A 21394-nucleotide genomic window follows, 5' to 3' on the forward strand; every position below is an offset into this window, starting at 1 on the left:
AAAATGAAAATGACTATTCACATACAGAAATAATCAGAGGGCCTGATGGACCAGTTAATGGCAATGCGTGCCTTTACGCGGGTGGTGGAATCCGGCAGTTTTACGCGCGCGGCGGATTCGCTGAATATGCCGATAGCCACCCTGAGCAAGCTGGTGAAATCTCTCGAAACGCATCTTGAGATCCGCCTCCTGCACCGCACCACCCGCCGGGTCGTCACCACGCCTGAGGGGGCGGAATACTATGAAAAAGCACTCAGGGTGCTGATTGATATCGAAGATATTGACACCTCTTTTCGCGTTTCTCGCGCGACGCCAAAGGGGCATCTGCGCGTCGACATCGGCGGCTCCACCGCCCGCGACGTGCTCATCCCCCTGCTACCAGATTTCATGCAGCGCTACCCGGATATCCGGATCGATCTTGGGGTGGCCGACCGGCCCGTAGACTTAATCAGCGGTAACGTAGACTGTGTTATTCGCGGCGGCCCGCTGAACGACTCAACACTTATTGCCCGACATCTCGGCAATGCTGAAATGGTTACCTGCGCGACGCCGGGTTATCTGAAGAATCATGGCGTCCCGGCCTATCCGCAGGAGCTGCGCAACGGCCACAAATTGATAAGCTATCTCTCTCCGGTCACCGGGCGGGCCTTTCCGTTTCGCTTCAGACAGGATGGCGAGGCGCTGGAAATCAGCATTCCACACTATCTCGGCGTCAATGAAAGCAATGCCCATCTCGCGGCTGCCGCGGCGGGACTTGGGATTGTTCAGACTTTTGAGTATTCGGCAAAGCACTATTTGCAGACGGGAACATTGACGGCAATCCTGAGCGACTGGCGCCCTGCGGCCTATCCGTTTCATGTGGTTTACCCCCAAAACCGGCATCTAACGCACCGCCTGAAGGTATTTATTGCCTGGCTGGCGGAGGTATTCCCCGCCGCGCTGAAGGGATAGCCGGGCGCGAGCCCGGCTGGGGCTTAGTTGAGTTTGTAATCGAGCGTGATGTCGGCTTTCAGCAGCTGCGACACCGGGCAGCCTGCTTTCGCTTTCTGAATGATGCCGTCAAACTGCTGAGGCGCGATGCCGGGAACAGTCACCTTGCTTTTCAGCGCAACCTTTGTGATGGCAAAACCGCCGTCGGTTTTATCCAGCGAGACGTCTGCAGTGGTATCAATGGAATCGGCGGTATAGCCCGCCTCACCCAGCATCAGCGAAAGCGCCATCGAGAAACAGGCGGCGTGTGCCGCGCCAATCAGCTCCTCAGGGTTGGTCCCCTTTTCACCCTCAAAGCGGGTGTTAAAGCCATAAGGCTGCTGATTGAGAACGCCGCTCTCGGTAGAAACCGTTCCTTTCCCGCGTTTAATGTCGCCAGACCAGTGTGCTGAACCGTGCTTATGAATAGTCATTCTTGCTCTCCTTTTGGCTTACAAAGGGTTAAGTATAGAAGGCTACTCAGATTCTGCGGCGAAGACAGAAGAGTCTTAGCCACTGAACACATGTTGCGCCAGTGCATCAAGGAATGCGCGCAGTGCGGCAGGTTGATATTCCCGGGACTGGTAAATGCCATGGATGGCAAGCGGTTTCGGCTCCAGCACGCTCAGAACCGGCACCAGTAATCCCTGCGCCAGCGCGTCAGATGCCTCACGCTCCGGCAACATGGCGATACCGCAGTGGTTAATCGCGGCGTCCATCAACAGCGATGAGATGCTGGCGCTCAGGTTGCCGCTGACGGCCACGCTCAGGCTTTCACCTTCCGGCGTAAGAAAATGCCAGGACTGCCCGGCGAAAAAGCTGTAGTGCAGGCAATTATGCTGCGCTAAATCTTCGGGACTGACGGGCGTTCCGTGCTGAGCAAGATAGTCCGGCGAGGCGCAAAGGACTGAACGACACTCCCCGAGTCGGCGGGCGATCATGCCCGGTTCGGGGGTGTCGGTAATGCGCACGGCGACATCAATACGCTCCCCTACCAGGCTCACCGGGTGGTTGTTCACATCCAGCTCGATGCGCAGCTGCGGGTAGCGCGCGAGCAGCCCGGGGAGCACCGGCGCAATCAGGTGCATGGCGGTAAAGTGTGCACAGGCGACCCGCAGCGTGCCTGACGGCAAATCTTTCTCCGACTGGCCCTCAATCTCCTGCGAGAGCTGCGAAAGCGTCCGCGTTTTCTGCAACACTTTTTCGCCGGCTGCCGTCAGCGTCAGCTTGCGCGTGGAGCGGTTAACCAGCCGTGTTCCCGCCCACTTTTCCATTTGTTCCAGGTAGCGGCTCACCATCGGGCGCGAGATCCCCAATGCGCGGGCCGCCGCGCTCAAACTTCCCAGCTCGCATATCCGGTTGTAGACCTGAGCGGCAATAACGCGATCCATATACGCTCCATTTGCTCGATTTATGAAACTAAGCATGTCTTGTTTCAGGAATTCTGGCAAATACAAATATCCGTACAATAGAGACTTTCCTGAACCACAGAGACATGATGATGAAGCTTACTCGCCTTGCATTGCTTTGCGCCCTTTTCACACCGGCTGTTTTTGCCGCGCCGTTGACGATTGACACGTATAACCCGCAGGAAAAAGGCATTTTCGCGGTCTCTTCCACGCTGGTCTCTGGCCCGAAAGAAGCCGTTCTGTTTGACGCTCAGTTCAGCGTGAAAGATGGCGAAGCGCTGGTGGAGAAAATTCGCCGCAGCGGTAAAACGCTGAACAAGATTGTGATCACTTCCGGCGATCCGGATTTCTATTTTGGTCTGCAACCGCTGGTAAAAGCCTTCCCGAATGCCAAAGTGGTGGCCACGCAGCAGGTGGTTGACCATATTAAGGCCACCAAAGACGCCAAACTCGCCTTCTGGGGCCCGCAGATGAAAGACGGCGCGCCAACGACGCTGGTCGTTCCGCAGGTGCTCGCCTCAACCACGTTTATGGTTGACGGGGAAAAGATCGACATTGAACAACCAGACAGTTACGCGGCTTACGTGTGGATCCCGTCTGCGAAAACGATCCTCGGTGGCACCGGTGTCTCCTGGGGTATTCACGTCTGGACGGCAGATACCCAGACGCCTGCTCGCCGCCAGCAGTGGCAGCAAACCCTGGACAATATGGCTGCGCACAAACCTGAACGCGTGATCCCGGGTCACTATCTTGGGACTCCGCCTGCCGGAACGGGCGCGATTGATTTTACGCGTGGCTACCTGCAGCATTTTGAACAGGCTTTATCCGCACACAAAGACTCCGCGGGCGTTATCGGCGCGATGAAAAAACAGTACCCGGATCTTGCCGAAGAGAGCTCCCTGGAATTAAGCGCCAAAGTAAATACCGGCGAAATGAAGTGGTAAGTTAAAAACGGCTCCTGCTATATTTCCCCCATAGCAGGAGCACCGCCAAAATATCCTCGTTGCCCAACGTCAATTTATCCCCACGTTTTAAAAGTGCATAAAAGCATGCACTTATGACATTTTCGTTTCTAAGATGAATCTTAGCCACAACGGGTAAAATATTTGCCATTCTGTTTATGAATTACATTTTTTGCGAGCCGTACCATTAAACAGACAACGACACGGAGGCAGCATGTTTACTTATTACCCGGCTAATACTGCAGCAGCACAACCTGAGCTCGTTAACGCGATTGCGCAGGGTCTTCACGCCGAACACGGTGCTGTGACTGAAGATGACATTTTGATGGAACTGACCAGGTGGGTGGAATCCACGGATAATGACATCCTCAGTGACATCTACCAGCAGACCATTAACTACGTCGTCAGCGGGCGAAACGCACCTTTGTAAAAACCTGCTAAGCTGGATCTGCAACCTAAGGGGTTACATTTCGTTTGCGTAAGCAAACTGGTCCTTAAAACTATCAACAGGATTGAGGAGTTAACATGAAATCGAACCGTCAGGCACGCCACATTCTGGGACTGAACTACAAGCTTTCTAATCAGCGTAAAGTGGTGATTGAAGGCGACCACGAGACGCAAGTCACTCACGCCACCGGCAGAAAACGCCACGCAGGCAAGTAAGTTCCAGACTGAGACAGAGAACACCATCGGCAAAACCGATGGTGTTTTTGTTTATGTGTTGCGGTAATTAATATTCAGCTCCTTTATAATACCGCCCGACCGCACCCCATCGCACAGGCCAGAAAGATGACAAACAGCAGTGTCAGGGACGGATCTTCAAAAAAAGAGTGAGTGACATGGACAACAAACTGAAAAAACATCGTTCCTTATATATCCCTTATGCCGGACCGGTTTTACTCGAATTCCCCCTGCTCAACAAAGGTAGCGCCTTCAGCATGGAAGAGCGCAGCAGCTTCAACCTGCTGGGTTTACTGCCCGAAGTGGTTGAAACCATCGAAGAACAGGCAGAGCGCGCGTGGATCCAGTATCAGGGCTTCAAAACCGAAATCGACAAGCACATCTACCTGCGCAACATTCAGGACACCAATGAAACCCTCTTCTACCGCCTGGTGCAGAACCATCTGGAAGAGATGATGCCGGTGATCTATACCCCGACCGTGGGTGCTGCCTGCGAGCGTTTCTCTGAGATCTACCGTCGCTCCCGCGGGGTATTCATTTCTTACCAGAACCGTCACAACATGGACGATATTCTGCAGAACGTGCCTAACCACAACATCAAAGTCATTGTGGTCACTGACGGCGAGCGCATTTTGGGTCTGGGTGACCAGGGCATCGGCGGGATGGGTATTCCGATCGGTAAGCTGTCACTGTACACCGCCTGTGGCGGCATCAGCCCGGCGTATACCCTGCCGGTGGTGCTGGATGTGGGCACCAATAACCAGCAGCTGTTGAACGATCCCCTGTATATGGGCTGGCGTCATCCGCGTATTACCGACGAAGAGTACTACCAGTTTGTCGACGATTTCATCCAGGCCGTGAAACACCGCTGGCCGGACGTGCTGCTGCAGTTCGAAGACTTTGCGCAGAAGAACGCGATGCCGCTGCTGAACCGCTATCGCGATGAGATCTGCTCCTTTAACGACGATATCCAGGGCACGGCAGCCGTGACCGTGGGTACGCTTATCGCCGCCAGCCGCGCAGCCGGCAGCCAGCTGAGCTACCAGAAAATCGTCTTCCTCGGGGCAGGCTCCGCAGGCTGCGGTATCGCCGAACAGATTATTGCCCAGACGCAGCGTGAAGGCCTGAGTGAAGAGCTGGCCCGCTCCCGCGTGTTTATGGTTGACCGTTTCGGCCTGCTGACCGACGGTATGCCGAACCTGCTGCCGTTCCAGACCAAACTGGTGCAGAAACGCGAGAACCTGAAAAACTGGGATACTGACAACGAAGTCCTCTCCCTGCTGGACGTGGTGCGCAACGTGAAGCCGGATATTCTGATCGGCGTTTCCGGACAAACCGGCCTCTTCACGGAAGAGATTATTCGTGAGATGCACAAGCACTGCGAGCGCCCTATCGTGATGCCGCTTTCCAACCCGACCTCCCGCGTAGAAGCGACGCCGCAGGACATCATCGCCTGGACCGAAGGTAACGCGCTGGTTGCGACCGGCAGCCCGTTCGATCCGGTGATATGGAAGGATAAAACCTATCCGATTGCCCAGTGCAACAACTCCTATATCTTCCCGGGTATTGGTCTGGGCGTGATCGCCTCCGGCGCGTCCCGCATTACCGATGAGATGCTGATGTCCGCGAGCGAAACCCTCGCGGGCCACTCGCCGCTGGTCAATGATGGTGAAGGGCTGGTTCTGCCTGAGCTGAAGGACATCCACAAGGTGTCGCGCGCTATCGCGTTTGCGGTAGGTAAAATGGCGCAGCAGCAGGGCGTGGCAGTTAAAACCTCTGCCGACGCGCTGCAGCAGGCTATTGACGATAACTTCTGGAAGCCTGAATACCGCAGCTATCGCCGTACCTCGATTTAACTCTGCGACCCAATCGCCCGGTGGCGCTTCGCTTACCGGGCCTACGGGGGCCCTCCCTGTGGGCTCAGGAATCCCAGTAATTTTTATACCGGAAGCGATGAAGGTTGCTTCATGAAAATGAATGACTTACAGCGACGCCCTGGTCCGGCTGTAAATCGCCGAAGCGTTTCCGTAGGGCCGGGGCGAGGCGCAGGGATGCGCCGAGAGGGCGTGGCCTGCAGGGATGCAGGCTCATGCCCGACCCGATAGCCTGAAGGAATAAGCTGAGGGCACCGCGAAGCGGCGATTTACCGCCGGGAGCCCGGGTCGCCAGGGTGGTGGCGATTGAGCCACCCTGGCACGTTCACCGGTCGTGTCGTTACAGAGTAGCAAGGAACATAAAGTGAACGGAATGACCACCAAAGCCGTATGTTCCCCCTCACCCTCAAGGGAGAGGGGGTAGTCTGTGCAGGTATTATTTTGTGGGGTTTCCTCAGCCCAACGGGTGAGGGCATCAGACCGCATCATCGAATCCCACTAGCCAAACCCCCTTTCCCCCGCTACACTCCTTTCATCCATTAACCTACTGAATATATAAGGAGGCCAATTATGCTGTACTGTGAAATTTTCAATGTTTCACATACATTTGGTGATCGCACCCGCTCAAGCGTTATCGGTATCGTGCTGCGATAACTTCTGCTTGAGCGAAGACACCAACCCCTGAAATCCCTTCTCTCGGGCTTACTGAGTTATCGTCAGCGATGTTTGACGAGGCATAAACATGCCTGTAACTCTTGGGTAAGCAACAATGAGCACTTTACTCACTGCACAATCTTTACGTGTTGATACGGCGTTTGGCACGCTCTTCGACTCCCTTTCTTTTACGCTGAAAAAAGGCGACCGCATTGGCCTCCTGGGCGATAATGGCTGCGGAAAAAGTACGCTTTTAAAGGTGCTGGACGGCACAGACTCCCCCGCCGCCGGTACGGTAGCGCTGGCCGGGCACTGCCTGATGGCGCGCGTTGAGCAACATCTTCCGGACGCTATTTTCCCGCTGACCATGCTGGATGCCGTACTCGCACAGCTGCCTTTAGCTGAGCGCGATAGCCTGCGCTGGAAAGCCGAAACGCTGCTGGCCGGCATGGGCTTTACCCCGCAGGATATGACGCTGCGCTCCGCCACGCTGAGCGGCGGGCAACACACCCGGCTGCTGCTGGCGCGGGCGTTGATTCACGAGCCGGATCTGCTCCTGCTGGATGAACCCAGTAACCACCTCGATTTGCCGACCATGCTCTGGCTGGAACATTTTTTACAGAACTGGTCAGGCAGCTTCGTGCTGGTCTCGCACGACCGACAGTTGCTGGATGCCGTCACAAACGGCAGCTGGATCCTGCGCGATAAAACGCTGCACTACTTTGCCCTTCCCTGCACGGCCGCACGCAAGGCGCTTGAAGCAAAAGATGAAAGCGACGCGCAGCGCCACAAGGCGGAGCAAAAGGAGATCGACCGTGTGACCGCCAGCGCGAAGCGGCTGGCGACCTGGGGCAAGGTTTACGATAACGAAGACCTGGCCCGGAAAGCCAAACAGATGGAAAAACAGGTCGAACGGCTGAAGGAGAGCCAGACGGCGCTTACGGCTGGCAGCCAGTGGACGTTAACCCTGCGCGGCGATGCGCTTCGCGCCGACCGTCTGCTGGAGATAGAAAACCTCGGCGTGCCGCCTGCGCCGGGGCTTTCTGAGCTGTTTAACATCGACATCGCGCGTCTGAAAAGCGGCGATCGCGTAGCGATTGTGGGTCGTAATGGCTGCGGAAAATCGTCCCTGATGAAGCTTATCTGGCGCTGTTTTAGTGATGAGCAGAGCGATACGGGGCTGAAACTTCATCCACGCGTGTCAGCTGGCTATTACGATCAGACGCTGAACCAGCTGCCGGATGACGCCACGCTGTTTGACGCGCTGGAGCCGTTCGCGCCCGACCCGCAACACAGAAAAATGGCGCTCATCAGCGCCGGATTTCCGTGGGCGCGTCACGGACAAAACGTCAGTACGCTCAGCGGTGGCGAACGCTCTCGACTGCTGTTTGTCGGCCTGACGCTTGCCCGCTATAGCCTGCTGATGCTCGATGAGCCGACCAACCATCTCGACATGGAGGGCAAAGAGGCGCTGGCGCAAACCCTGCAGCAGTTTGAGGGCGGCGTCCTGCTGGTCAGCCACGACCGTCAGTTAATTAGCCAAAGCTGCAACCGTTTCTGGTTAATTGAAGAGGGAAAGCTGAGCGAATGGCATGATGCAGAAGCGGTATTCGAGCGGCTGCGTGAAAGCGCGGGACTGGTAACATCCCCAGCTCCCGTCGACGCCACGACCATGCCTGTATCCCCCTCTGACGATCTGCTTGAACGGCTTGTCGCGCTGGAAACATTGCTGGAAGACGATCTGGCGCGTAAGCCAAAGCATCAGAAACCACAGCTGCAGGCTCAATGGCGTAAAGAAATTAAGGAGATAGAAGCACAGCTGTAACACTGCGCCCGGCGAGCCTCTCGTCGGGCCAGTATTTTCCCCCTTAATTATTAGAGGAACATCCTTTTCTTAATCTGAAATCACCTTAAATGATGACATTATGTTGCGGGCACCTTGCATTACAGCGCTTAAGCATTAATCCTTGAGGAGTATTACACCTGCTATGCAGATACTCATCATGAACAAGGAGATATACATGAAGGCTGCTGTTGTTACTCAGGATCATCAGGTTAACGTTACCGAAAAAACCTTGCGCCCGCTCAAGCACGGGGAAGCCCTGTTGAAGATGGAATGCTGTGGCGTATGCCATACCGATCTTCACGTAAAGAACGGTGACTTTGGCGATAAAACCGGGGTGATCCTGGGCCATGAAGGGATTGGCGTCGTCAAAGAAATCGGCCCTGGCGTGACGTCGCTGAAGGTCGGCGATCGCGCAAGCGTAGCCTGGTTCTTTGAGGGCTGTGGTCACTGTGAATACTGTAATACCGGCAACGAAACCCTGTGCCGCGATGTAAAAAATGCCGGTTACTCCGTTGATGGCGGCATGGCGGAAGAGTGCATCGTCACCGCCGACTACGCGGTAAAAGTACCGGATGGCCTGGATTCTGCTGCCGCCAGCAGCATCACCTGCGCAGGTGTCACCACTTACAAAGCGGTGAAGATCTCAGGTATTAAACCGGGCCAGTGGATTGCCATTTATGGTCTGGGTGGACTGGGCAACCTTGCGCTGCAGTATGCTAAAAACGTCTTTAACGCCAAAGTCATCGCTCTGGATGTTAATGACGAACAGCTGAAGCTTGCCGCCAGCATGGGTGCGGATTTGACCATCAACTCCCGCAGTGAAGATGCCGCTAAAATTGTGCAGGAAAAAACCGGCGGCGCACATGCTGCTGTCGTCACTGCCGTCGCAAAAGCGGCCTTCAACTCCGCGGTGGATGCCGTGCGCGCCGGTGGTCGTGTGGTCGCGGTTGGTCTGCCACCGGAAGCGATGAGCCTGGATATTCCGCGCCTGGTGCTGGACGGCATTCAGGTGGTGGGTTCACTGGTTGGTACCCGTCAGGATCTGCAGGAAGCGTTCCAGTTTGCGGCGGAAGGTAAAGTGGTACCGAAGGTGACAATGCGTCCGATTGAAGACATCAACGCCATCTTCAAAGAGATGGAACAGGGCCAGATCCGTGGCCGTATGGTGATTGATTTACGCTCATAAGCACTCATCATTTATCACCGCTCCCGAAAGGGAGCGGTTTTCATACAGCCGCACGAGCCTTAACGTGTGACTGTCTTGTCCGCAGATACCCGTACAACAGCAATGCGCTCATGGCCGAGAACGAGAGTATTGCCGCTGGTAGCGTGACGTAACGCCAGCTAAAGCCAAGGGTAATCATCATCCCGCCAAAGTACGCGCCAATCGCACTGCCGAGATTAAATGCCATCTGCCCCCCTGCCGCCCCCAGCATCTCACCGCCCTTCGCATTTTGCAGAAGCAGGATTTGCAGCGGCGCAGAGAGCGCAAACAGCCCGGCACAGCAGATAAAGCCCATGACCAGCGAGGCCGTTTTCTGTTCGCCAGTGGCAAAAAGCAGCAGCAGTGAGGCGACAATCACCATATCGGTGGTGGCGGCAATGCGCAGCGGGCTAAAGCGACCAGAGAGTTTACCGCTTAACAGATTGCCCAACACCATCCCAAGACCCATCAGCATCATGATGGCGGTCATCACCCCTTCCGAAAAACCAGAGACGTTAACCATAAAGGGCTTAACGAAGCTGAACCACGCAAACACACCGGCGTTACCAAACATAGTGGCGGCAAAAATCAGCCACGGTTCTGGTCTTTTCAGAAACTGGAACTGCTCGGTCAATTTGATTTCTGATTTGTCATGGAGGTGTGGCACCCAAAGGATAACCGACAGGATCACCAGCGCATCGAACACGGCAATCAGGAAAAAGGTATAGCGCCAGCTAAATGCGTGCCCCAGCCAGGTACCCAGCGGGACACCGACCAGGTTAGCCACGGTCATACCGGCGATCATCCCGGCCACGGCAACCGTTACCTTCCCCGGTGGTGCTATTTTAGAGAGGATAATCGCCCCGACGCCAAAAATGGCCCCGTGCGGAAAACCAGAAATTAAACGCCCCAGCGCCAGCCAGAAATAGGACGTGGAGAAAGTAAACAGCGCATTGCCGACAGCGCACATTGCCACCAGGAACAACAGCGTGGTTTTTAACGAGAACTTGCCCGAAAAGAGCGCCACAATCGGGGCACCAATCACCACGCCGAAAGCATAAAACGAAATCATATTCCCGGCCGAGGGAATAGAAATGCCGGTGTCGTGCGCCAGTTCGGTGAGCACACCCATAATGCCAAATTCAGCCATCCCCAGGCCAAACGTGCCAAGCGCCAACGAAAAAATTGTCTTTTTCATACCACGACCACAGGTTAAAAACTCGCGACGGGCATTATTGAACAAACTTGTATGGTGAGCCAGTTCAAATCAGCTGGCTGACACGTTAATCCATTAATTCAGGTGGATTACACTTCATAGTGCGGCCTCGCTTTTTCCCGCGCCGGACAACCTGAGGATGACAATCATGGGAAGCAAGAAGAAAACCAGTGTCGCTGTTGATGTCGAAAAAAATGCACCGCTGAAAACCAAAGAGTACGAAAAAGAGCTTCGTCGCCTCCACGTTGAACTGGTGAAGCTCCAGCAATGGGTCGTCGCCAAAGGGTTAAAAGTGTGTATCGTTTTTGAAGGGCGCGATGGCGCCGGTAAAGGCGGCACCATAAAAGCGATCACCGAGCGCGTCAGCCCGCGCGTTTTCCGCGTTGTTGCCCTTCCCGCCCCCACCGAGAAAGAGAAAACCCAGCTCTATTTTCAGCGTTATGTTCCCCATCTGCCCGCTGCCGGGGAGATCGTGATATTCGACCGAAGCTGGTACAACCGCGCGGGCGTCGAGCGGGTCATGGGGTTCTGCACGCCGGAACAGGTGGAGAAGTTTCTCGACGGTACGCCGGTGATGGAAAAAGCGATGGTTGATGCCGGGATTATTCTGCTGAAGTACTGGCTTGAGGTGACACCGAAAGAGCAGGAGCGCCGTTTACGTGACCGTATTAACGACGGTCGTAAAATATGGAAGCTCTCACCGATGGATATTAAATCGTTTAACCTGTGGGATGAATATACCGTAGCGCGCGATGCCATGTTTGCGGCAACCGATACCGCCTGGGCACCGTGGTATGTGGCCCGTTCGGAAGATAAGAAACGCGTGCGGCTGAATATTATTTCGCATCTCCTGACGCAGATCCCGTATAAAGAAATTCACGTTGAAAAGGTGGAATTACCGAAACGTAAAATTGGCAAAGTGAAACCGACGAAATACCCGTTCCGTTATGTGGAGGAGCGGTTCTGATATCATTCTTGTAGGCCCGCGCAAGCGCAGCGCCGCCGGGCAAAGCCGACGGCGCAGGTCTTACTTCATCCCTTCCGTACTTTCCTGTTTCGCTTCCAGTCGTTCCACATCGCGATACCAGCGCGGGTGATGTTTCTGCGCCCAGCGACGACTCACCTTCCCTTCAATCATTCCTTTAATCGACCCCTTCACCCAGAACGCCATATACATATGGATCAAAATGGCATGGATCAGAATAATGGCTGAGGTGGCGTGGATCAGCAGCGCGTAGCGCACCACCTGAATCGGGAAATACGAGGCAAAATACGGACGCCAGATAATGACGCCCGTCACCAGCAGCACAAAAATCATGCTCATGATGGTCCAGAACATCATCTTTTGTCCGGCATTATATTTGCCTACTTTCGCCACTTTATGCTCGTTGCCCTTCAGCACTTCGACAATTCCTTTTAGCCACGGAATGTCCTGCTTATCCGGGATATTGTGATGGACGAAGCGCACGAACATAAACATCAGCACCACGAAAATCAGCACGCCGAAGAACGGGTGCAGAATGCGTCCCATCTGCGGGGTGCCGAAAGTTTCCGTCAGCCACTGGAGCGTAGGGAAGAAGAACGAGATGCCGGAGACCGCCACCAGGAAGAAGCAAATGACCACCGTCCAGTGACAGGCGCGGTCGACAAACTTCGTGCGCACGATCATTTTCGACTTACTCATGATGCTCCTCCTCGTCGTCATCCACCTCTTTATTTGGCCCGATACCAATGTAGTGATAAATCAACCCGGCAAAGGTGGCGATAAAGCCCGCTGCAGAGAGCGGTTTGAGCGCCCCTTTCCACAGGTTGATTGAGGTGTCGATCGCCGGATCTTTCGGCAGATTGTGATACAGCTCCGGCTGGTCGTTATGGTGCAGCACGTACATAACGTGCGTACCGCCCACGCCCTGCGGGTTATAAATACCCGCCTTGTCGTAGCCGCGCGCTTTGAGTTTGTCCACCCGCGCCTGCGCCACATCAAGCATCTCTTTCTTGGTGCCGAAGTGAATCGCCCCGGTCGGACAGGTTTTCACACAGGCAGGCTCCTGCCCGACGCTCACGCGGTCCACGCACAGAGTGCATTTATAGACCCGGTTATCCTCTTTATTGAGGCGCGGAATATTAAACGGACAGCCCGCGATGCAGTACCCACAGCCGATGCAGTTGTCCTGCTGGAAGTCGACGATCCCATTGGCATACTGAATAATCGCCCCCGCGGACGGGCACGCCTTCAGACAGCCCGGATCCTCACAGTGCATGCAGCCGTCTTTACGGATTAACCACTCCAGCTTGCCGTTCTGCTCGGTCTCGCTAAAGCGCATCACCGTCCAGGATTTGGCGCTCAGATCCGCCGGATTATCGTAGACCCCGACGCAGTGCCCCACCTCGTCGCGGATATCATTCCACTCCGAACAGGCCACCTGGCAGGCTTTACAGCCCACGCAGGAAGAGACATCGATAAGCTTAGCGACTTCTGCCTTATAGTCCCGCGCACGAGGCGCGGGGGTAATCGGGTTGGTCGCGGAGCGTTTAATAATGTCTTGTGTTTCCATCGCCATTTAATCGCTCCTTACGCTTTCTCGATGTTGACCAGAAACGCTTTGTACTCCGGCGTTTGCGAGTTGGAGTCGCCAACGTTTGGCGTCAGGGTATTGGCGATGTAGCCTTTCTGCGCCACTCCTTCAAAGCCCCAGTGCAGCGGAATACCGACCGTTTCCACCTGCTGACCATGAACGTTCAGGCTCTGCAGACGACGGGTCACCACCGCCACCGCGCGGATAAAGCCACGCTTGCTGCTCACCTTCACGCGGTCACCGTTGGCAATCCCCTTCGCTTTCGCCAGCGTTTCGCTTATCTCCACAAACTGTTCCGGCTGTGCGATAGCGTTAAGCCGCGCGTGCTTGGTCCAGGTATGGAAATGCTCGGTCAGGCGATAGGTTGTACCCACATACGGGAATTTGTCCTTTTTGCCTAAGCGCAATACGTCGTCTTCATAGATCCGCACCACCGGGCTGGAGACCACGTTCGGGTGCAGCGGGTTAGTGCCGAGCGGCGTTTCCATCGGCTCGTAGTGTTCCGGGAATGGCCCTTCTGCCAGCTTGTTAAGCGCAAACAGGCGACCCAGCCCTTCCGGCTGCATGATAAACGGCCCGGTGTTGCTGCCCGGCGCGGCGGTGTTGTAGTCCGGGATATCATTCCCTGCCCACTTCGAGCCGTTCCACTGGATCAGCATGCGTTTTGGATCCCACGGCTTGCCGTTCACGTCGGCGGAGGCGCGGTTATACAGCACGCGGCGGTTCAGCGGCCACGCCCAGGCCCAGCCCAGCGTATTGCCCAGCCCGGACGGGTCGGCGTTATCGCGGTTCGCCATCTGGTTACCCTGCTCCGTCCAGCTGCCGGTGTAGATCCAGCAGGAAGATGCCGTGGTACCGTCATCACGCAACAGCGCGAAGCTGTTCAGCAGCTGGCCTTTTTTCGCCACCAGGCTGCCGTTGGCATCATAAATATCCGCCAGCGCAACGCCGTTGTTCTCTTTCGCCACTTCTTCTGACTCTGGACGATCCGGCTGCTTATAGTTCCAGCGCATTTTCAGCAGCGGCTCAGCGCCTTTACCGCCCTCGGTGCGATACATTTCGCGCAGACGATGGTAAATCCCGGCCAGGATCTCACCGTCATTCCGCGCTTCACCCGGCGCCTCCTGGCCTTTCCAGTGCCACTGCAGCCAGCGACCGGAGTTCGCAATGGAGCCATCTTCTTCCGCAAAGCAGGTGGACGGCAGGCGGAACACCTCGGTCTGAATCGACGCCGGATCGACATCGTTCGCTTCACCGTGGTTCTGCCAGAAGGTCGAGGTTTCGGTCACCAGCGGGTCGATGACGACCATGTACTTCAGCTTGCTCAGGCTGCGAACGACTTTGTTCTTGTCCGGGAAGGACGCTACCGGGTTAAAGCCCTGGCAGATATACCCCGTGACGTTCCCCTTATCCATCATGTTGAAATACTTAATGACGTCGTACGCCTGGTCCCACTTCGGCAGCCACTCGAAGCCCCAGTCGTTCTCCTTCTGCGCCGCGTCGCCGTAGAAGGATTTCATCAGGCTGACGTAGAACTTCGGATAGTTGCTCCAGTAGTTCACCTGATCCGGCAGCGTCGCTTTTGGCGTGTTGGCCTCAAGATACGTTTGCAGATTTGCCTGCTTTTCCGACGGCAGCGTCAGGTAACCCGGCAGGCTGGTGGAGAGCAGGCCGAGGTCGGTGAGCCCCTGAATATTGGAGTGACCGCGCAGCGCATTTACGCCGCCCCCTGCCATCCCCATGTTGCCGAGCAGCAGCTGGATCATTGCCATGGTGCGGATGTTCTGCGCACCCACGGTGTGCTGCGTCCAGCCCAGCGCATACAGGAAGGTCGTTGTTCTGTCTGCCGCACTGGTGGAGGCCAGCACTTCGCACACTTTCAGGAAGTCCGCTTTCGGCGTACCGCAGATGTTCTCCACCACGTCCGGCGTATAGCGGGAAACATGCTGCTTCAGCAGGTTCCACACGCAGCGCGGGTGCGTCAGTGTTTCATCGCGCATCGCATAGCCATTTTCGTCGAACTGATAGTTCCACGAGGACTTGTCATACTGGCGTTTTTCCGCGTCATAGCCGCTGAACAGCCCGTCGTCGAAGGCAAAGTCATCCCGCACCAGCAGGTTTGCGTTGGTGTAGTGCTTAACGTATTCCGCGTTAATTTTGTTGTTTTCGATCAGGTACAGCAGTACGCCGGACAGGAACGTAATGTCCGTACCGGAGCGGATCGGCGCATAGATATCGGCCACCGAAGCCGTGCGCGTAAAGCGCGGATCGACGACGATCAGCGTCGCATCGTTGTTGTTTTTCGCTTCCATCGCCCAGCGGAACCCCACCGGGTGGGCTTCAGCGGCGTTACCGCCCATTACCACCACGACGTTAGCGTTTTTGATATCAACCCAGTGGTTGGTCATCGCACCGCGACCAAATGTTGGAGCAAGACTTGCTACCGTTGGTCCGTGTCAGACGCGCGCCTGGTTATCAACCGCCAGCATGCCGAGAGAGCGCACAAATTTTTGCGTCAGCATGCCGGTTTCATTACTGGCCGCAGAGGCACATAACATACCGGTGGAAAGCCAGCGGTTTACCGTCACCCCCTCTGCATTCTTTTCAACAAAGTTGGCGTCGCGGTCGGCTTTCATCAATTTTGCAATACGGGAGAAGGCCTCATCCCAGGAAATACGCTGCCATTTGTCCGAACCTGGCGCACGATATTCCGGATAACGCAGGCGGTTTTCGCTGTGAACGTAGTCCAGCAGACCCGCGCCTTTCGGGCATAACGCCCCGCGGCTCACCGGATGATCCGGGTCCCCTTCAATATGATAAATCGCTTCTCTGGCGTTCTTCGCGCCATCACCCAGGCTGTACATCAAAAGCCCACAACCCACGGAGCAGTATGTGCAGGTGTTACGGATCTCTTTCGCGCGCAGCAGTTTATAGTTGCGTGCCTGAGCCAGCGCCATTTTAGGAGCGAATCCCAGCATAGCGGCTGTTGTTCCGGCCATACCGCCCGCGCAGATTTTAAAAAATTGTCTGCGGCTGACGTCCATTGTTGTCCTCGTGTTCAAATAAGACTTCGCGCCGCAAACTAACAGCAAAACCCCTTTTTTTTTTGCGTCAAATCAAGGTCGCGTGACTTCGCCCTCTTAATGGTCACCGCTCGCGCCTTCAAATAATCCTTTAGGGTTAAACACATGCGAGAATAATTCGCAACAGCGTCTGGATTAATGCTATATCTTTTTCCTTTGATTTTTTTAGCGATGAAGACGTAATGGACAGAAAGAGAGCAACGCTTATCGGGCTGGCAGCGATTCTGTTGTGGAGCACAATGGTGGGCTTGATTCGTAGCGTGAGTGAGGGGCTGGGGCCCGTCGGCGGTGCGGCGATGATATACACCCTCAGCGGATTATTGTGTCTTGTAACGGTGGGATTTCCTGATATTAAACGCTTTTCACCCAGGTATCTTATTGCCGGCAGCGTACTGTTTGTCAGTTACGAAATTTGCCTTGCCCTGTCGTTAGGCTATGCCGCCACGCGAGCGCAGGCCATTGAAGTGGGGATGGTCAATTATCTCTGGCCGAGCCTGACGATCGTCTTTGCTATTTTGTTCAACGGACAGAAATCAACGCTGTGGGTTATCCCCGGCTTAATCCTCGCACTGCTCGGTGTATGTTGGGTACTAGGGGGTGATCAAGGATTACACCCTGATGAAATAATGCGCAATATTGTATCGAATCCACTCAGCTATACGCTGGCTTTTGCCGGGGCATTTATCTGGGCCGCCTACTGCACGGTAACCCGTAAATTTGCTAACGGGCAAAACGGCATTACCCTGTTTGTTTTGCTGACGGCACTGAGCCTGTGGGTGAAATATGCGCTGAGCGATCAGCCGGAAATGGTCTTCACTGTTCCGGTTGCCGTGAAACTCGTTATGTGTGGTGTGGCGCTAGGGTTAGGTTATGCCGCCTGGAATGTTGGCATTTTGCACGGTAACGTCACGGTGCTGGCCGCCGTATCCTATTTTACTCCCGTACTCTCTGCCGCGCTTGCCGCCGTGCTGCTGAGTTCCCCCCTCTCTTTCTCGTTCTGGCAAGGCGCGCTGATGGTCTGCGTCGGGTCATTGCTTTGCTGGTACGCCACTAAAAAATAATTCCGAATCAGCTGTCGGGTAATATTCATCCCGACAGCAAAAAATTAACATAAATTTAATATTTGGGCGCGCGTTACGCTATTCTCCAGTTCGGTAGAGCACGCGTTTAACTTCTGTTTATATTACCCACGTTTCGTAAATTTGCGTCTCTTAATATTGACACAAACTGACACCGGCATGTGATTAATTGCCGCCAAATACTCACAATATTAATAGCACAAAGTGCAATAGTATGTTTCTGTGTGTTTCTGTCTAACCCACGGAATTTCCGTGCAATTAAGGGCGTAAGGCCGCCTTTTACGGTTAAATACACTCTACCACCTCAACCAAAAGAACGGCATTACCGATAATTAACATATTTTATAACAACCTAATGAAACTATATTGACGGAAATAAACCCCACCCAAAATTGATTAAATACTCATCATTTCAGGCTATTTTTAGGCCATTTATCCGTTCTCGATCACACTAAATGAAATTATTATTAATATTTTGAAACTTATTATTGAAAGAGGACTACAAGATTTTTAAAAATAACGTGCCATTGACGAGCAGCCTCGTTTAAAACTCGTTCAAAGTGGCTCAGGAAATACCTAAGAAAATTATAAGGAATATTTAAGATGAAACTTAAATTAGTTGCAGTGGCAGTGACTTCCATGTTGGCAGCAGGCGTTGTAAACGCGGCTGAAGTTTATAACAAAGACGGTAACAAGCTGGATCTGTACGGTAAAGTAACAGGTCTGCACTATTTCTCTGATGACGCTGGCAACGACGGCGACAAAACTTACGTTCGTCTGGGCTTCAAAGGTGAAACTCAGATCAACGATCAGCTGACCGGTTACGGCCAGTGGGAATATGAGTTCAAAGGCAACCGTTCTGAATCCCAGGGCACTGACGGCAGCAAAACGCGTCTGGCCTTCGCAGGTCTGAAATTCAACGAATTCGGTTCTTTCGACTACGGTCGTAACTACGGTGTTGCTTACGACATCGGCGCATGGACTGACGTTCTGCCAGAGTTCGGTGGTGATACCTGGACGCAGACTGATGGCTTTATGACTGGCCGTACGACTGGCGTTGCAACCTACCGTAACACCGACTTCTTCGGTCTGGTTGACGGTCTGAACTTCGCTGCTCAGTACCAGGGTAAAAACGATGACCGTAACATCACCGAAGCGAACGGTGACGGCTGGGGTCTGTCTTCTACCTATGAAATGGACGGCTTCGCTGTCGGTGCCACCTACGCGAAATCTGACCGTACTGACCGTCAGGTTGCTGCAGGTCGCGTAGCCAATACCGTTAACGCTGGCGGTGAAAACGCAGAAGTTTGGGCTGCTGGTCTGAAATACGATGCGAACAACATCTACCTGGCAACCACCTACTCTGAAACCCGCAACATGACCAACTTCGGTGACGGTTATATCGCGAACAGAGCTCAGAACTTCGAAGTTGTTGCTCAGTATCAGTTCGACTTCGGTCTGCGTCCATCCATCGCTTACCTGAAATCCAAAGGTAAAGATCTGGGTTCATACGGCGACCAGGATCTGGTTGAATACGTTGACGTTGGCGCGAGCTACTACTTCAACAAAAACATGTCTACCTATGTTGATTACAAAATCAACCTGGTTGACGACAACAGCTTCACCAAAGCAACTGGCGTTGCTACCGACAACATCGTTGCTGTCGGCCTGACCTACCAGTTCTAAGATTTGTCACGCTAAAAAGCCAGCCCATGTGGCTGGCTTTTTTTATACGGATTTCTGGCGTCAAAAAGGAGAACGCCATGCACCTATTCAAAGGACGCTGCTTATGCGGAATGAGTCAGTTCAGCGTGAGCCTCAACCATTTTGATGTATATGCCTGTCACTGTACGCAATGCCAGAAGTGGTCAGGCGGCATTGCCATGTATCTTGAGACGCAGGGCGAGCCGCTTGTGGAGCAAGATTCCATTGCTCCTTCTCATTTCGCCTCATCCGCACGCGGAGAACGCTGGTTTTGTCCAGGCTGCGGCTGCCCGCTGTGGTTCAAACTGACCGCAACGGCGCGCTATTTTATTCCCTGGACGCTGCTTGAGATGAGCGAAGATGAACGACGCCGGCTGGTACTTGCAGCAGAAATCTATACTGAAACCCAACCCGCGTTTTTTGGCCTGACCGGGCAATACGCACGCTACAGCGGTTCGGAAATTGAAGCACGAGATGAACACTGCCTGCTAACGCCCTAAACTGCTGCCCGGCCAGCCTGCACACCAGGCTTGTTTACTGCTTTGGCACCTTCGCCAGGCTAAACCACATTCCTGCCGCCAGCAGCAACAGCATGCCCCCCGCACTCCCCAGCGCCACGCTGTGGGAGGTAATAAACGCACTTTTCGCCGCCTCCGTCACCGAAACCGCCAGTGCTGGCGTGAGATCCTGCGCCATCTTCATCGCCTCGCCGATGGATGACGAGGCTTTGTCGACGAGAGACGCATTCAGCCCCTGCGGCAAATCAATCGACGCAGAGAAACTGCGGGTCAGCAGCAGACCAAAGATAGCGATCCCAAGCCCGGCCCCCAGTTCATAAGACATGGTTTCAATCGCCCCGGCAGCGGCGGCCTTTTCTTTCGGCGCGGCGGCCATGATTGCAGAGGTCGAGGCCAGCAGCGCGCTGGCGGCGCTGAAGCCCAACAGCACCATCAGGCTCCACGCCTGCCACTGCTGCGTGCTGAAATCGAGCATCGAGAGGCCAATGAAACTGACCGCGCTGAGCCCCATGCCACCCGCAGCGACAATGCGTAGCCCCAGACGCCCCACCAGTACTCCGGCGATCGGCCCGCTAAACCCGCTCGCCACCATGACCGGAAGCATAAACATGCCGGCTTCGAATGGCGTAAAGCCGTGAACGAATTGCAATTCCTGCGCCATCAGCAGCTCAAAGCCCACCAGCGCGATCATCGCCGTCATCGCCATCACCACACCGCTGAGAATGATGCGGTGACAAAACAGGCGCATGTCGATCATTGGCACGCGGGCGCGCAGTTGAATACGCACGAAAATCAACAGCATCACAGCCCCGGTAAGCAACGTACAGGCTACCAGCCACGGCGACAGCACGCCTTTCAACGCGGTTTTGGCGCTGTAGACCAGCAGCAGGATCGCCACAATCAGCATGATGGCATGGCTGATATTCAGCGGCTGCTCAGGACGCCCCTGTTGACGGGGTACAAAACGCGCGGCCAGCGACACCACCACCAGCACGATCGGGACGTTGATTAAAAACACCGATCCCCAGTAGAAATGCTCAAGCAGGATACCGCCAATCAGCGGACCAAATGCCGCCCCACCTGAACCCACGGCCGCCCAGACGCCAAGCGCGATATTACGATCCCGCGCGTCGGTAAACAGCGTGCGGATCCCGGCCAGCGTGGCCGGAATGATCATTGCCGCACCGATTGCCAGCGAGGCGCGCGCCGCAATCAGCCACCCGGCTGACGGCGCAAAAGCTGCCGCCAGGGACGACACCCCGAACAGCATGCTGCCGATCATTAACAATCGTTTAAACCCCATGCGGTCACCGAGTGCGCCCATCGGCAGCACCATACCCGCCATCACCAGCGAGTAGATGTCGATAATCCACAGTAATTCGTTACCGCTGGCGCCCAGCGTCATGCTCAATGTCGGCGCCGCCACGTGCAGCACCGTCGCGTCGATCGCGACCGGGATATAAACCAGCACGATAATCACTAACGCTAACCACTGACGAAACATAAATTTCCTTTTCATTTTAAACATGGACACATGTCCAGGATGCGATCCTACGTAAAGTTGAACGAGTGTCCAGCTTTTTGTTACACTCGTTTCATTCCCATTGAGAGTGAGTAAA

General features: G+C 54.7%; 18 protein-coding genes. 11 read left to right on the plus strand and 7 right to left on the minus strand.

Annotation, left to right across the window (positions count from 1 at the left end; translation table 11 throughout):
• The first annotated feature begins 45 nt into the window (after positions 1–45).
• A complete protein-coding gene (locus tag AAER43_RS12095; protein ID WP_014883899.1) occupies positions 46–951 on the plus strand; it encodes a LysR family transcriptional regulator in 906 nt (301 codons plus the stop codon).
• Between the two features lie 23 nt (positions 952–974).
• Here the strand turns inward: AAER43_RS12095 and AAER43_RS12100 are convergent, their stop codons facing one another.
• Both AAER43_RS12100 and AAER43_RS12105 read right to left on the minus strand, forming a co-directional pair.
• Positions 975–1403: an OsmC family protein gene (locus tag AAER43_RS12100; protein WP_014883900.1), complete on the minus strand. Its 429-nt coding sequence runs from the start codon at positions 1401–1403 to the stop codon at positions 975–977.
• Between the two features lie 75 nt (positions 1404–1478).
• Positions 1479–2360: a LysR family transcriptional regulator gene (locus tag AAER43_RS12105; protein WP_014883901.1), complete on the minus strand. Its 882-nt coding sequence runs from the start codon at positions 2358–2360 to the stop codon at positions 1479–1481.
• A 110-nt stretch (positions 2361–2470) separates the two neighbouring features.
• Between AAER43_RS12105 and AAER43_RS12110 the strand changes: the two genes are divergently transcribed.
• The 6 genes from AAER43_RS12110 (at position 2471) to adhP (ending at position 9581) form a co-directional block, all read left to right on the plus strand.
• On the plus strand, positions 2471–3322 hold the full coding sequence (locus AAER43_RS12110; protein WP_032628979.1) for a Vmh family MBL fold metallo-hydrolase: 852 nt from the start codon (positions 2471–2473) through the stop codon (positions 3320–3322).
• Positions 3323–3554: 232 nt separating this feature from the next.
• The gene (bdm, locus tag AAER43_RS12115; protein ID WP_023337329.1) at positions 3555–3770 is read left to right on the plus strand and encodes a biofilm-dependent modulation protein; all 216 of its coding nucleotides are present in this window, start codon (positions 3555–3557) and stop codon (positions 3768–3770) included.
• 95 nt (positions 3771–3865) lie between these two features.
• On the plus strand, positions 3866–4003 hold the full coding sequence (gene sra / locus AAER43_RS12120) for a stationary-phase-induced ribosome-associated protein (RefSeq protein ID WP_008501714.1): 138 nt from the start codon (positions 3866–3868) through the stop codon (positions 4001–4003).
• 176 nt (positions 4004–4179) lie between these two features.
• Complete coding sequence (locus tag AAER43_RS12125) at positions 4180–5877, plus strand: NAD-dependent malic enzyme (protein WP_050862012.1); 1698 nt, start codon at positions 4180–4182, stop codon at positions 5875–5877.
• Between the two features lie 787 nt (positions 5878–6664).
• On the plus strand, positions 6665–8374 hold the full coding sequence (locus AAER43_RS12130; RefSeq protein ID WP_047624934.1) for an ABC-F family ATP-binding cassette domain-containing protein: 1710 nt from the start codon (positions 6665–6667) through the stop codon (positions 8372–8374).
• A gap of 196 nt (positions 8375–8570) precedes the next feature.
• The gene (adhP, locus tag AAER43_RS12135; RefSeq protein ID WP_045133993.1) at positions 8571–9581 is read left to right on the plus strand and encodes an alcohol dehydrogenase AdhP; all 1011 of its coding nucleotides are present in this window, start codon (positions 8571–8573) and stop codon (positions 9579–9581) included.
• A 40-nt stretch (positions 9582–9621) separates the two neighbouring features.
• On the opposite strand, the gene araJ is transcribed toward adhP, so the two are convergent.
• The gene (gene araJ, locus AAER43_RS12140; RefSeq protein WP_050862011.1) at positions 9622–10797 is read right to left on the minus strand and encodes an MFS transporter AraJ; all 1176 of its coding nucleotides are present in this window, start codon (positions 10795–10797) and stop codon (positions 9622–9624) included.
• A gap of 166 nt (positions 10798–10963) precedes the next feature.
• On the opposite strand from araJ, the gene ppk2 reads away from it, so the two are divergent.
• Positions 10964–11782, plus strand: a complete 819-nt coding sequence (gene ppk2, locus AAER43_RS12145) for a polyphosphate kinase 2 (RefSeq protein WP_014883908.1) — start codon at positions 10964–10966, stop codon at positions 11780–11782.
• Positions 11783–11842: 60 nt separating this feature from the next.
• On the opposite strand, the gene fdnI is transcribed toward ppk2, so the two are convergent.
• Genes fdnI through fdnG form a run of 3 tightly spaced genes read right to left on the minus strand, consistent with a single transcriptional unit; the run spans position 11843 to position 16435 of the window.
• Positions 11843–12499, minus strand: a complete 657-nt coding sequence (gene fdnI / locus AAER43_RS12150) for a formate dehydrogenase-N subunit gamma (protein ID WP_014883910.1) — start codon at positions 12497–12499, stop codon at positions 11843–11845.
• Positions 12492–13376 (minus strand): formate dehydrogenase subunit beta, encoded by an 885-nt coding sequence (gene fdxH / locus AAER43_RS12155; RefSeq protein WP_023330472.1) that lies wholly within the window; start codon positions 13374–13376, stop codon positions 12492–12494. The genes fdnI and fdxH overlap by 8 nt, the downstream gene beginning before the upstream one ends.
• Before the next feature lie 11 nt (positions 13377–13387).
• Entirely contained in the window at positions 13388–16435 is a 3048-nt protein-coding gene (gene fdnG / locus AAER43_RS12160) for a formate dehydrogenase-N subunit alpha (protein ID WP_100246819.1), read from the minus strand.
• A gap of 221 nt (positions 16436–16656) precedes the next feature.
• Here fdnG and yddG point away from each other — a divergent pair, with 221 nt between their 5' ends.
• The 3 genes from yddG to AAER43_RS12175 all read left to right on the plus strand — a co-directional run bounded on the left by yddG (position 16657) and on the right by AAER43_RS12175 (position 19757).
• Positions 16657–17535, plus strand: coding sequence for an aromatic amino acid DMT transporter YddG (yddG, locus tag AAER43_RS12165; RefSeq protein WP_047344331.1), 879 nt, complete (start codon positions 16657–16659; stop codon positions 17533–17535).
• Positions 17536–18156: 621 nt separating this feature from the next.
• Positions 18157–19239, plus strand: a complete 1083-nt coding sequence (gene ompC / locus AAER43_RS12170) for a porin OmpC (RefSeq protein WP_014883915.1) — start codon at positions 18157–18159, stop codon at positions 19237–19239.
• Positions 19240–19316: 77 nt separating this feature from the next.
• The gene (locus AAER43_RS12175) at positions 19317–19757 is read left to right on the plus strand and encodes a GFA family protein (RefSeq protein WP_014883916.1); all 441 of its coding nucleotides are present in this window, start codon (positions 19317–19319) and stop codon (positions 19755–19757) included.
• A 34-nt stretch (positions 19758–19791) separates the two neighbouring features.
• Here AAER43_RS12175 and AAER43_RS12180 read toward each other — a convergent pair whose 3' ends face one another.
• A complete protein-coding gene (locus AAER43_RS12180) occupies positions 19792–21279 on the minus strand; it encodes an MFS transporter (RefSeq protein ID WP_047344332.1) in 1488 nt (495 codons plus the stop codon).
• Between the last annotated feature and the right edge of the window lie 115 nt (positions 21280–21394).

The sequence above is a fragment of the Enterobacter sp. FUJ80071 genome (assembly GCF_038739915.1).
Lineage (GTDB): Bacteria > Pseudomonadota > Gammaproteobacteria > Enterobacterales > Enterobacteriaceae > Enterobacter > Enterobacter kobei.